Below are 12,436 nucleotides of genomic sequence, written 5' to 3' on the forward strand. Positions count from 1 at the left end.
AACCCTCAATGGCTGGCCAACTACATGAAAAAGCTTCTGTTGCCTGTTTTTCTTTTACTTCACTTTACTTCCTTCTCCCAAAAACCGAAGTATGATTTAGTCCGCTGGGTGAACCCGATTATCGGGACGCACAAGATGGGTCATACCTATCCGGGAGCTACGGCGCCCTTTGGAATGGTGCAGCTCTCGCCAGATACCGATACTATTCCTTACGAGGTAAACGGCGGCTACAACAAAGACGTGTACAAGTACTGCGCGGGCTACCAGTACGATGATCCCACTATTGTGGGCTTCAGCCACACGCACTTCAGCGGCACCGGTCACTCCGATTTGGGTGATTTCCTGCTCATGCCCACCACCGGCAAACTACAGCTGAACCCCGGCACCGAGGCCAAACCCGAAAGCGGCTACCGTTCCAAATTCTCTCATGCCAATGAACGCGCGGAGCCTGCTTACTACAGCGTTCAACTGGACGACCACAACATTCAGGCGGAACTCACGGCCACCAACCGCGTGGGCATGCACCAGTACACGTTCCCCAAATCAGACGAGGCGCACATCATTCTGGACTTGATGCACGGCATCTACAACTACGAAGACAAAAACACCTGGACCTTCCTTCGCATTGAGAACGATACCTTGATTACCGGTTACCGCCAGACGAACGGTTGGGCACGTACCCGCACGGTGTATTTTGCGATGTCGTTTTCGAAGCCTTTTCACCAATATGGCAACAAAGACTACTCCAAGGCCCAGGTGTACCGCGGCTTCTGGCGCAAGTTTGACCAAACCAAGAACTTCCCCGAAATGGCCGGCAAACAGCTCCGCGCTTACTTCGATTTCAAGACCATGGAAGGGGAGAAGATCAAAGTGAAATTTGCCTTGTCGCCGGTGAGCACCGAAGGCGCTCTGGCCAACATGCGCGCCGAGATTCCGCACTGGGACTTTGGCCGCGTGAAAGACGAGAGCCAGGCGAAATGGAACCAGGAACTGAGCAAAGTACGCGCCACCCTGCCCACCAAAGACGACTACATCAACTTCTACACCGCGCTCTACCACACCTTTCTCGGCCCCACCACCTACATGGACGTGAACGGGCAGTACCGCGGCCTGGACCAGAACAACCACGCGGCCAAGAACTTCACAAATTACACCACCTTCTCGCTCTGGGATACCTACCGCGCCCTGCACCCCTGGTTTAACGTGGTGCAGCCCAAACGCAACGCCGACATGGTAGAGTCCATGCTGGCGCACTATGACCAGAGTGTGCACAACATGCTGCCCGTGTGGTCGCACCACGCGAACGAAAACTGGTGCATGATCGGGTACCACAGCGTGTCGGTCATCTCAGATGCCATTATGAAAGGCACCTACTCCGGAGACGCCAACCGCGCGCTGGATGCCTGCGTAGCCACTGCCCGCCAAGGCTATTACGACGGTCTGAACTTCTACATGCAACTGGGTTACGTGCCCGAAGACAAGAACAGTTCCTCGGTTTCCAAGACGCTGGAGTACGCCTATGACGATTGGTGCATTGTGCAAATCTCGCAGAAACTAGGTCGCCAGGATATTTACCAGGAATTCAGTAAACGCGCCCAAAACTGGAAGAACGTGTATGACAAGAGCATCGGGTACATGCGGCCCAAGCTGAGCAACGGCACCTTCAAAAAGGAGTTCGACGTGCTGAGTACCCATAACCAAGGCTTCATTGAGGGCAACGCCTGGAACTACAGCCTCTACGTACCGCAAGACCCCACCGCGTTAATCCAGACCATGGGCGGCAACGCCAAGTTCGTGCCGCACCTGGACTCGCTCTTCACCATGCACCTGCCGGATGAATTCTTCAAAGACACCGAGGACATCACCCGCGAAGGCATCATCGGGAACTACGTGCACGGCAACGAGCCTGCCCACCACGTAGCCTACCTTTATAACTGGACCGATCAGCCCTGGAAAACCCAAGAACGCGTACGCATGATTCTCAAAAAGCAATACCAGGCAGCCCCAGATGGTTTAGGCGGCAACGATGACTGTGGCCAGATGAGCGCCTGGTACCTGTTCAGCTCCCTCGGGTTCTATCCGGTAGCACCTGGCTCTGAGCAGTATTCCCTAGGAAGCCCGGCGGTGAAAGACGCCACCATCCAACTTGAAAACGGCAAGACTTTCCAGATTGAAGCCAAAAACCAGAGCGAGAAGAACGTGTACGTGCAGAAAGTGGAGCTGAATGGCAAAACTTTAAATCAACCAATATTGAACCACTCAGACCTGGTGAAAGGCGGGAAGCTGACCTTTTACATGAGCAGTAAGCCAAAGAAGTAAGTTGCTTTTAGAATTTTCTGATTAGTCTTAAAAGGAAAAGCCGAAGTGTTTTTAACCTTGCTTCAGGCAAACATCCTTGAAACCGGACTATTTCTTTGTGTAGTTAATCTGGTGTACAGCTTTCGCTGAAAGGAATTGGTTTCTTCTCTACCTTTGGCTTGTCAAGTAAACAAAGAGTCAATGAAGTTGAGCGTACTTCCGGTGTACCTAAGAACGGTTGCCGCCATATACACCAAAAGAGCGGCTAACCTGTTGCCGGTGTGGAAGGGGAAAGGCTACACTACTTTCGCGATTCTGGGAAGGGCACGCACGGGATCCACGCTACTGCATACGTACCTGAACAGTCACACCAGAATTCTCTCCATTGACGAGTTTCTGCATCCGGCAAACACCATAACCTTCACTCCGGACCAGACACTTGAGTACCTGCACACCACCGGCTTAAAAAAGTACAGCGGCTTGATTCAGGCCTTGGGGTTCAAGCTGTTTTATGAGTGGCAAGGGGAGAGGTACACGCCAATGTGGGACTTGTTCCGGCAAGATCCTGCGTTGAAGATCATCCATCTGAAAAGGCGCAACCACTTACGGTCTTTGGTCTCGCTTAGAATTGCCCTTAAAAATAAAAAATGGTCTAAAGGGGTGTACGAGGCTGGGGAATCAGCTTATTCTAAAGCGGTGCTTCTGAGCCAGGAAGAATGTTTGCAGCACTTCAAAGCCATGGAAGAGGAAGAGAAGCAATTTGACATGTTTTTTGAAAAACAGCACAAAATCGAACTCTTCTATGAAGACTTGGTCAAGAACCCAGAGAAAGAGCTGGCACGGGTTCAAACGTTCTTAGGCGTAAAACAGCATCGATTGGAAACCTTGCTGTCCCGGCAAAATCCGGAGGCCCTTTCAGAGTTGGTGGTGAATTTTCAGGAGTTGGAGTATGCTTTCCGGGGAACTAAGTGGCATGCGTTTTTCGTGGAGAATGGTTAATTAGGACCTCTGAAGAGGCTGTTGGAGCAAATTCCTTATTCCTGTTTCTCTCAGTTATAGTAATCTGCCTTATAAACGCAGGAGAAAAACTTTCCTGATCCCGCAAAAGAATGGCGCCCATTTCCTATCTTGGAACAAAGGAAAACCTATGGACCAGCGCATCATCAACCTGTTTGACGAGTACACCCACGTACCACTCACCCGCAAGGAATTCATCACCCGGTTAGCCAAACTCACGGGCAGCCTTACCCTGGCCATGTCGCTGTTGCCTATGCTGGAGAACAATTATTCCCAGGCTGCCACGGTAGACGATAAGGACATCAGCTCAGAAGATATCACCTATCCCGGAGCCGATGGCGTGACCATGAAAGCGTTTCAGGCACAGCCTAAAGGAAAGAAAAAACTGGGCACAGTGATGGTGATCCATGAAAACCGTGGTTTGAACCCGCACATCAAAGACGTGACCATGCGGGTGGCGCAGGCCGGCTATTTAGCCATTGCTCCAGATGCTTTGTCACCCATGGGCGGAACACCGGCTAATGAAGATGAAGCCAGAGGCCTGTTCTCCAAGTTAGATGCCCAGAAAAACCTGCAAAACTTCTTGAAAGGGCTAGAGTATTTGCAGAAGCATAAGAACGGTAACGGCAAAACCGGGGCGGTAGGGTTCTGCTGGGGTGGCGCTTTGGTGGGGCAGTTAGCAGTGCACTCTCCTCAACTAGACGCGGGAGTCGCCTATTACGGCCGTCAGCCCGAAGCAGCAGATGTTTCCAAAATCAAGGCCGAAATGCTCCTGCACTACGGCGGACTGGATGAACGGGTGAATGCCGGAATACCCGCGTTTGAGCAGGCCCTGAAAGAGGCCAATGTGAAATACCAGTTGTATGTGTATGAAGGTGCCAACCATGCCTTCAACAACAACACCTCCCCAGCGCGTTACAATGAAGCTGCCGCCAAACTGGCTTGGGACCGTACGCTCGACTTGTTCTCCCGGAAATTGAAATAGAGAAAGTAGAAGGAGAAAGGAAATCTTCTACCTCAACCCGTAGTTAAACCCAAAAGAAAATGATTGAATAAGGTATCGTTCTATTAGGTAAGCCCTTGAGTAGTTAGGGAGGTTGGGAGTAAGATTTCTCCTAAACAAAAGCACATCTACAGTACCGCTCAACCGTTTTCTTGTCCTGTAGCTGAAGCCGAAGCCTGCCATGGCAAACATATTTACGCCGCTAAGCTTCACGTCTTTTTGAGTAGTAGTCTCATTGTTGTGTGTCCATGTCTCCGTCTGCCGGTAGGTGCCGTAGGCAGGCATTAGGGTGGCGATGGTATAGATGGGCAAACGCTTGTTTACATTTACCAGATTGAACCTGCCGGTTATGGTAAGCACAGAGGTGCGGGAACGATAGCTTTCATCTACTATAACCATCCGTCCGCTTCCGTCATTGGGCATGCCGGTAGACTGATAGTTAGTAGTGTTACCCATATAGCCTATACCTCCTTGTAGACTTGCTCTTTTGTTAAATCGGTAAACTACATGCGCCTCAGGAGCCGAAAAGGCGCTAAATCTATATTGGTCAGGGATTGAAGAATCCTTGTAAAATATGCGGTGCACGGTTAACGGTAGTCCAATCCCGATGGACCACCTGTATTCCTTTGTTTTAGTAGAGTCTGGTACTTGGGCTGAAAGGTCAATTCCCACCAGGGAGAACAATACTAACAGAAGGGTGGTAGCGCCTCTCTTCATAAACCTAGGGGTTGGTTGCCCTGGTAAGGTAGAGAAATAAAAAGATAAACTTCTGTTTTTGAGGGTTATTGGTGAAAATAGATCGTAAACTCAGACCCTTTCCCTACCTCGCTTTTCACCTCAATTCGGTCACCAGAGTTATCCAGAATTCGTTTGACCAGGTACAAGCCCACGCCAGAACCCTCTACGTGATCGTGCACCCGTTTAAACATCCCGAAGATCTTATTAAACTGATTGTTAGGAATGCCTAAACCGTTGTCGGTAACGGATAAGGCAAACTCTCCAGCGTCAGTGATAAAGGTGCTGATGCTTACCTGGGGTTTTCTTTGCGGGTCAGCGTATTTGATTCCGTTGGAAACCAAATTGTACAAGATACTGCGCAGGTTTTTGCGCGAATACCGGAGGTTCTGAAAGGTAAGCTCACTGGTGGTCACCTCTGCGTTAGAGGAGGAAATGAGGGTACGCAGGTTTTCTTTCACCTCTTCTAACAGGCCGGGAAGATTGATGCTTTCAGAGCCAATTGCCTCAGGCTGTATTTTGGTTACTTCAGACAAGTCTGTGATGACCTTTCTTAAGGTACCAATGGAACCCTGCATGAGTACTAAGAGCTGGTTGAATTTTTCACCATCAGGACCCAGGTCTTCCTGCAGGGCAGAGAGCAATCCTTCCAGGTTGGTGATAGGTGATTTCAGATCATGAGAGGCGGTGTAGACAAAGTTGTCCAGATCATTGTTGATGCGCACCAGCTCCTGGTTTTTCTGGGTAAGCTCCTCGTTTCGGCGGCGCTCGGTTAAATCACGGGTTACTTTGGCGTAGCCCAGCAAGCGGTGCTCTGAATTGTACACCGGAGAAATAGTTACGTTGGCCCAGAACGCAGTTCCGTCTTTTCTGATGCGCCAGCCTTCGTCCTCAAAACGGCCATCTTCCAGGGCCTTGGTCAGTTCAAATTGCGGGAAGTTGCGTTCAATCGCTTCGCGGGGGTAGAACGTAGAGAAATGTTTGCCAATAATTTCTTTGGCGTTGTACCCTTTGATGCGCTCGGCTCCGGTGTTCCAGCTGGTGATGTAGCCCTCAGTGTTCAGCATGAGAATGGCATAATCTTTCACGCTGGCTATGAGTAAGCGGCTTTTTTCTTCGCTTTCCTTTAACTCTTCATGGGTCTGGAATAGTTGCTGCTCCAGCCGCCGTTTCTCAGTAAGGTCGCGGGTGATTTTGGAAAAGCCCAGGAGCTCTTTCTTGGGGTTGTAGATGGCGGTGATCACCACATTGGCCCAAAAAGCCGAGCCATCTTTGCGGTATCGCCAGCCTTCGTCTTCAAACCGACCTTCTTCTCTTGCTTTTTTAAGCTCGTATTCTGGATAGCCGCTTTCTATGGCTTCACGGCTGTAAAATCTGGAAAAGTACCGGCCTATGATCTCGCCAGCCTCATAGCCTATGATGTTTTTGGCGCCCTGGTTCCAGGTGGCCACGTGGCCTGCGGGGTCCAGCATGAAAATGGCGTAGTCGGTCACGCCTTCTACCATGAGCCGGAATCTTTCTTCGCTTTCTTTCAGTTCCTCATAGGCTTTGAACAGATCATCTTCGGCTTTCTTCCGTTCAGAAAGGTCACGCGTAATCTTAGAAAAGCCTAGATGGCGCTTGTCAGCAGTGTAGATAGGAGTGATGATGACGTTGGCCCAGAAAACAGAACCATCTTTGCGTACGCGCCAGCCTTCATCTTCAAATCGGCCCACCTTGAGGGCTTCTCTCAGTTCATAATCAGGGTAGCCTGTTTCTTTTGCCTGGGCGGTGTAGAAGGTAGAAAAATGTTTTCCTATGATCTCTGATTCATCGTACTGTTTTATCCGTTTGGCACCAGCGTTCCAGGTGGCTACATGACCGGTTTCATCCAGCAAGAAGATGGCATAGTCGGTGACATTTTCAATCAGGAGTTTATAGCGGTCTTCTGTCTGGGTAACTGGTACGTAGGTAGAAACTGCCACTGGTTCATTTGTCGTCATGGTGTCTGCTGAAAGCCGAAAAGATTAAGTGCGCCCGCTTGCTTGTTATAAGTACTTCAAATATCCTTCATTAAAATTGAAAGGGGGTAAGATATGAGTATCTTACAAAGTGTTTCTTTTTTAATTTAAAGAAAATCCTCTAAATACGAGCACCGGTTTCTTGTGTTGCACCTGAAAATGAGGTTTGGCAGATGTCAGCAGAAGCCGTATTTTACAGCTTCAACTAACAGAATAAAACGATGACGTATACCCCTTCGGAACAACGCTATGCTTCTATGGAGTACCGGCGCTGTGGCAAAAGCGGACTCAAACTACCGGCTCTTTCATTGGGTTTGTGGCATAACTTTGGGCACGTAGATGTACTGCAGAACTCCCGCCAGATTCTGCATGACGCCTTTGATGCCGGTGTGACCCATTTTGACCTGGCCAACAACTACGGTCCGCCTCCCGGCTCTGCCGAAGAGAACTTCGGGAAGATTCTGCACGAGGATTTCAGGGGCTACCGCGATGAACTCATCATCTCCAGCAAAGCCGGCTACAAAATGTGGGAAGGCCCGTACGGCGAGTGGGGCTCCCGGAAATACCTCATCTCCAGCCTGGACCAAAGCCTGAAGCGCATGAAGCTGGACTACGTAGATATTTTCTACAGCCACCGCCCAGACCCCAATACCCCGCTGGAAGAAACCATGGGGGCGCTTGATTCACTTGTGCGACAGGGCAAAGCGTTGTACGTGGGCATCTCCAACTATGAAACCCCGGAGGCAACCCGCGCCATTGAGATCCTGAGGGAACTGGGTACCCCATGCCTCATCCACCAGCCCAAGTACTCTATGTTTGTACGCTGGGTGGAGGAAAGTTTGCTTGATTTGCTGGAGCAGGAAGGAGTGGGTTGCATTCCGTTCTCACCGCTGGCCCAAGGCCTGCTTACGAACAAGTACCTCAAAGGGGTTCCGGAAGGTTCACGCGCTGCCAAGCCGCACGGCTTCCTGCAGGAGGAAGACATTACCGAAGCCCGCATCAGCCAAATCAGACAACTGAACGAACTAGCCGAAGGGCGTGGTCAGTCTTTGGCCCAGATGGCTTTGGCCTGGTTGCTGAAAGACCCGCGGGTAACTTCAGTTCTGATAGGAGCCAGCACCCCGGCCCAACTCGCCGATTCGCTCAAGTGCATGCAGAACACGCAGTTCAGTTCAGATGAGTTGGCGAAGATTGAGGCCATTCTGAAATAAAAAATCGCCGCTTTGAGGCTTGTTTTGAGAAATCAGGCGCAAAAGCGTAAATCAAAAACACAGGTTTTATCTATTCTTTCACGCACCTATGCACAAACCAACCCGGAAGAGACGCATCTCCTTTCTTTTAGCAGCCCTCTTGGGGTTTGCCATTTCATTTAATGCAGTATCAGCTCCTAAACGGGAGTTCTACCAACTCAAAATCTACCACCTGAAAGACCAGACCCAGGAAAACAGGTTAGATACATTCCTGAAGAATGCCTATTTGCCGGCCCTGCACCGGGCCGGAGTAGCTAAAGTGGGCGTGTTCAAACCTGTTGAAGAAGCTGCCACCACTACTGCTGCTCCTGCTGAAAAGCTGGTGTATGTCTTCATTCCTTTTAAATCTGCAGAGCAAGTTTTTAAAGTGGAGGAGGCGCTTACCAAAGACAAACAGTTTGCCACCGCCGGTCAGGACTATTTGGAGGCAGCCTTTAACAACCCGGTTTACCAGCGCATAGAAGTGGTGTTGATGGAAGCCTTTGAGGGCAAGCCTACGTTCACCGCGCCTAACCTGAAATCCGCTCATGCAGAGAGAATCTATGAATTGCGGAGCTACGAGGCGGCTACTGAGAAACTGCATGAAAACAAAATCGCCATGTTCAACAAGGGCGAAATGGATATCTTCAGCCGGTTAGGGTTCAATCCGGTGTTCTACGCCCAAGTAAAAGCCGGCAGTAAAATGCCGAACCTGATGTACATGACTTCCTTTGACAGCAAGGCTATACGGGAAGAAAAGTGGAAAGCGTTCGGGGCTGACCCGGCCTGGAAGAAAATGAGTGCCATGCCAGAGTACGCCAACAATTTCCTTCGCGCCGATATTTACCTGTTGCGCCCTACGGATTATTCAGAGATTTAGAATTCTTGTTTTATATGAAGCCCTTTGGCTTGAGTTTATAAAATAAGATTAAAACAGAAAAGCCTTCCCTGTTTGTGGGAAAGGCTTTTCTGTTTACAAAAGACCTACATTTAGTTTTATAAAACCTTCTATGGCGCGGAAGTTACTTCCGTGACTTAAGTAATCAGAAAGTCACGGAAGTAACTTCCGCGCCATAGTAAATCTATTTTGTCATCCTGAAAGGACCTTGTTGCGAACGGTAATGGCGCTAACTTAACGCTTCTCCAGATCGCTCACAAGATCCTTTCAGGATGACATTATATGATATAGGGCTGGGTGGCCAACCTTGATCAGGTTAGTCCCTGTTTTTGGAAAAGGAGTAAGGAAACGCGCTTTCCTCTGTTCCGCGTTTGGTGTTGGGTTGGGCTGCCATGTCAAACTTCAGCTTGGCTCCTTTAATAAGCTCGAAGTGCCCTATCCAGTTCTTCTCGAGTTTCTTACCGTTGAGTTTCAGGTCCTGCACGTACAGGTTGGCCGAGCTGTTTTCCGGCGCGTCAATCTCAACTTTCTTCCCGTTCTCCAACGTGAGAGTCAACTTAGGGAAGAGTGGAGCGCCCAGCACGTATTGGTCGGTGCCGGGGCAGACAGGGTAGAAGCCCATGGCGCTGAACACGTACCAAGCCGAGGTCTGGCCGTTGTCCTCGTCACCGCAGTAGCCGTCTGGGGTGGGTTGGTACATGCGGTCCAAGGTCTGACGCACCCAGTATTGTGTTTTCCAGGGGGCACCGGCAAAGTTATAGAGGTACGTCATGTGCTGGATGGGCTGGTTTCCGTGGGCATACTGTCCCATGTTGGCAATCTGCATCTCCCTGATCTCGTGGATCACGCTGCCGTAATAGCTTTCGTCATACACCGGCGGCAACGTGAACACCGAATCCAGCTTCTTAACGAAGTTCTCTTTTCCGCCCATCAAATCTACTAGGCCCTGTACGTCATGAAACACGCTCCATGAGTAGTGCCAGCTGTTGCCTTCGGTGAAAGCATCACCCCACTTAAACGGGTTAAACGGAGCTTGGAATTTGCCGTCCTGGTTTTTGCCGCGCATCAGCCCGGTAGCTGGGTCAAAGAGGTGGCGGTAGTTTTGGCTGCGTTTGGCGTACAGGTCAATCTCGGCTTGTGGTTTCTTTAGCGCTTTGGCCAATTGGTAAATGGCGAAGTCATCGTAGGCGTACTCCAGGGTACGGGCGGCGTTCTCGTTGATCTTCACATCATAAGGCACGTAGCCCAGCTTGTTGTAGTACTCAGCGCCTTTCCGGCCGATGGCTGAAATGGGGCCTTCGTTGTTGGCGCCGTGCACCAGCGCTTCGTACAGCTTCTCAATGTCGTAGCCGCGCAATCCTTTGATGTAGGCATCGGCCACCACGGAGGCCGAGTTGTTGCCCACCATGATATCGGCGTAGCCGGGGCTGGACCACTCGGGCAACCAGCCGCCTTCTTTGAAATCATTGATGAGGCCTTCCTGCATTTCTTTGTTGATGCTGGGGTACATGAGGTTCAGGAAGGGGTACAGGGCCCGGAAGGTGTCCCAGAAACCAGTGCCGGCGAAGCGGTAGCCGGGCAGGGTTTCTCCGGTGTAGGGGCTGTAATGAACTACTTTGTTGGCGGCGTCAACCTCATACATTTTGTGCGGGAAGAACAGCGTGCGGTAGAGGCAGGAATAGAAGGTGCGTTGTTGCACATCGGTACCACCCTCTACTTTAAGGCGGCCCAGTGCCTCGTTCCAGCGGTGCCTTGCTTTCTCTTTGGTGGCCTCAAAATCGTCTCTGGCCAGTTCCCGGCTCAGGTTCAGCTCGGCTTGCTCAAAACTGATGAAGGAAGAGGTGACCTTCAGGTTTACCTTTTCACCTTTAGCAGTTTTAAACCCGACCACCGCCCCTGAATGGTTGGTGGTAAGTTCCAGCGAGTCTTTCCCGGTGAGCGCCTTTCCCCGGAAGGTGCGGGCCAGGGCAAAGGGCTTGTCTACGTAGATGACAAAGTAGTTTTTGAAGTTCTTGGGGTTGGAGCGGGCTGCGCGGGTGGTGTACCCAATGATCTTTTTCTCGTTCGGCAGCACCTTGATATAGGAACCCCGGTCCAGCGCGTCAATCACCAGAAAGGAACTGTCAGATTTTGGGTAGGTGAAGCGGAACTGGGCAGCGCGTTCGGTGGGAGTCAGCTCTGCCGTCACGTCATGGTCTGCCAGGTACACGCCGTAGTAGTAAGGCTTGGCAGTTTCAGATTTGTGGGAAAACCAGCTGGCGCGACCGTCCTGGTCAAATCGCATCTTTCCAGTAACGGGCATAATTACAAACTGGCCGTAGTCGTTCATCCAGGGCGAAGGCTGGTGCGTTTGTTTGAAGCCCCTGATTTTGTCTGCGGTGTAGGTGTAGGCCCAGCCGTTGCCCAAGGTACCCGTCTGGGGTGTCCAGAGGTTCATGCCCCAGGGCACTGCCACGGCAGGGTAGGTGTTCCCATTGGAGAGCTCAGGCTTAGAATCGGTGCCCATGAGCGGGTTCACCAGTTCGGCCGGTTCAAAAACAGGCGTACTTTTCTTCTGGGCAGAAACGCTGTTTAAGAGGAGAAAACCAATACAAAGAAATAGGAGGGAGCGTAGACGGTGGGTCATTCTTTTAAGGCTGGTTTTGGAAAAGTAGCCCTAAAATAGAAGAATTCTGGAGAAGAACGTTGCTGAAAGGGAGATAGTGGTTGGTCAAGTTCCTGGCGTAGATGCTGTTTCAGACCCACTTTCCAGAAACTCCTTGAAAACAGGAAAGGCGAGATAACTCCCGCCTTTCCTGTTTGATCTTAAAACTAACCTGATGTTATCGCTCTGTGTGGTTGGAGACGTACTCCACAAAGTGCCCTACTGTTTGCAAAGGAACCTCGTCCGGGATTTCAATCTGGAAACTCTTCTCCAGTTCCCAGATAATGCTCACCAAATCAACGGTGTCATAGCCGAATTCTTTGCTGAGGTCTGAGGAAATCCGGAGCCGCGAAGGTTGGATTCTTTTTACTTTACTGATGATTTTGACCACCTTCTGGGTGACGGAAGGGACTGCTGCGGATATCATATGAGGACAGGTAAACGTGTTCTATAGTAGTTTCTTCAACTACGGAATAATGGTAAGCGCTGGATTTAGTCTGTTTTAGATCCCTTTTCAAGAAAGTAGCCTAGAAATCAGCGGTGCAAAAGTACAAGGCCTTTTGGTATGTCTACTACCTTTCCCAGTATCCTGCATGAAAGCGGTAAAAACGG

Annotated in this window: 9 protein-coding genes; 5 read left to right on the plus strand and 4 right to left on the minus strand. The window is 50.5% G+C overall.

All coding sequences use genetic code 11. From position 1 onward, the window contains the following. Positions 1-24: 24 nt before the first annotated feature. The 3 genes from DC20_RS14770 to DC20_RS14780 all read left to right on the plus strand — a co-directional run bounded on the left by DC20_RS14770 (position 25) and on the right by DC20_RS14780 (position 4,300). Positions 25-2,319, plus strand: coding sequence for a GH92 family glycosyl hydrolase (locus DC20_RS14770; RefSeq protein ID WP_062544542.1), 2,295 nt, complete (start codon positions 25-27; stop codon positions 2,317-2,319). Positions 2,320-2,499: 180 nt separating this feature from the next. After that, entirely contained in the window at positions 2,500-3,297 is a 798-nt protein-coding gene (locus tag DC20_RS14775; RefSeq protein WP_062544543.1) for a sulfotransferase, read from the plus strand. 148 nt (positions 3,298-3,445) lie between these two features. Next, entirely contained in the window at positions 3,446-4,300 is an 855-nt protein-coding gene (locus DC20_RS14780) for a dienelactone hydrolase family protein (RefSeq protein ID WP_062544544.1), read from the plus strand. Positions 4,301-4,327: 27 nt separating this feature from the next. Here DC20_RS14780 and DC20_RS14785 read toward each other — a convergent pair whose 3' ends face one another. Together DC20_RS14785 and DC20_RS14790 are read right to left on the minus strand one after the other, a co-directional pair. Continuing rightward, a complete protein-coding gene (locus tag DC20_RS14785; RefSeq protein WP_062544545.1) occupies positions 4,328-5,035 on the minus strand; it encodes a hypothetical protein in 708 nt (235 codons plus the stop codon). A 65-nt stretch (positions 5,036-5,100) separates the two neighbouring features. Continuing rightward, on the minus strand, positions 5,101-7,035 hold the full coding sequence (locus tag DC20_RS14790; protein WP_083470336.1) for a PAS domain-containing sensor histidine kinase: 1,935 nt from the start codon (positions 7,033-7,035) through the stop codon (positions 5,101-5,103). A gap of 239 nt (positions 7,036-7,274) precedes the next feature. On the opposite strand from DC20_RS14790, the gene mgrA reads away from it, so the two are divergent. Both mgrA and DC20_RS14800 read left to right on the plus strand, forming a co-directional pair. Beyond that, positions 7,275-8,264, plus strand: a complete 990-nt coding sequence (gene mgrA / locus DC20_RS14795; protein ID WP_062544546.1) for an L-glyceraldehyde 3-phosphate reductase — start codon at positions 7,275-7,277, stop codon at positions 8,262-8,264. Between the two features lie 88 nt (positions 8,265-8,352). Then, complete coding sequence (locus DC20_RS14800; RefSeq protein ID WP_062544547.1) at positions 8,353-9,162, plus strand: NIPSNAP family protein; 810 nt, start codon at positions 8,353-8,355, stop codon at positions 9,160-9,162. A 334-nt stretch (positions 9,163-9,496) separates the two neighbouring features. On the opposite strand, the gene DC20_RS14805 is transcribed toward DC20_RS14800, so the two are convergent. Together DC20_RS14805 and DC20_RS14810 are read right to left on the minus strand one after the other, a co-directional pair. Then, a complete protein-coding gene (locus tag DC20_RS14805; protein WP_071885475.1) occupies positions 9,497-11,806 on the minus strand; it encodes a GH92 family glycosyl hydrolase in 2,310 nt (769 codons plus the stop codon). Between the two features lie 196 nt (positions 11,807-12,002). Beyond that, on the minus strand, positions 12,003-12,251 hold the full coding sequence (locus DC20_RS14810) for an acyl carrier protein (protein WP_062544548.1): 249 nt from the start codon (positions 12,249-12,251) through the stop codon (positions 12,003-12,005). Positions 12,252-12,436 lie beyond the last annotated feature (185 nt).

The organism is Rufibacter tibetensis (assembly GCF_001310085.1).
In the GTDB taxonomy this organism is placed as follows: Bacteria; Bacteroidota; Bacteroidia; order Cytophagales; family Hymenobacteraceae; genus Nibribacter; species Nibribacter tibetensis.

Bases quoted from the DNA above. Each gene is read 5' to 3' on its own strand.
- DC20_RS14770 (WP_062544542.1), top strand. From the start codon at position 25: ATGAAAAAGCTTCTGTTGCCTGTTTTTCTTTTACTTCACTTTACTTCC.
- DC20_RS14775 (WP_062544543.1), top strand. From the start codon at position 2,500: ATGAAGTTGAGCGTACTTCCGGTGTACCTAAGAACGGTTGCCGCCATA.
- DC20_RS14780 (WP_062544544.1), top strand. From the start codon at position 3,446: ATGGACCAGCGCATCATCAACCTGTTTGACGAGTACACCCACGTACCA.
- DC20_RS14785 (WP_062544545.1), bottom strand. From the start codon at position 5,035: ATGAAGAGAGGCGCTACCACCCTTCTGTTAGTATTGTTCTCCCTGGTG.
- DC20_RS14790 (WP_083470336.1), bottom strand. From the start codon at position 7,035: ATGACGACAAATGAACCAGTGGCAGTTTCTACCTACGTACCAGTTACC.
- mgrA (WP_062544546.1), top strand. From the start codon at position 7,275: ATGACGTATACCCCTTCGGAACAACGCTATGCTTCTATGGAGTACCGG.
- DC20_RS14800 (WP_062544547.1), top strand. From the start codon at position 8,353: ATGCACAAACCAACCCGGAAGAGACGCATCTCCTTTCTTTTAGCAGCC.
- DC20_RS14805 (WP_071885475.1), bottom strand. From the start codon at position 11,806: ATGACCCACCGTCTACGCTCCCTCCTATTTCTTTGTATTGGTTTTCTC.
- DC20_RS14810 (WP_062544548.1), bottom strand. From the start codon at position 12,251: ATGATATCCGCAGCAGTCCCTTCCGTCACCCAGAAGGTGGTCAAAATC.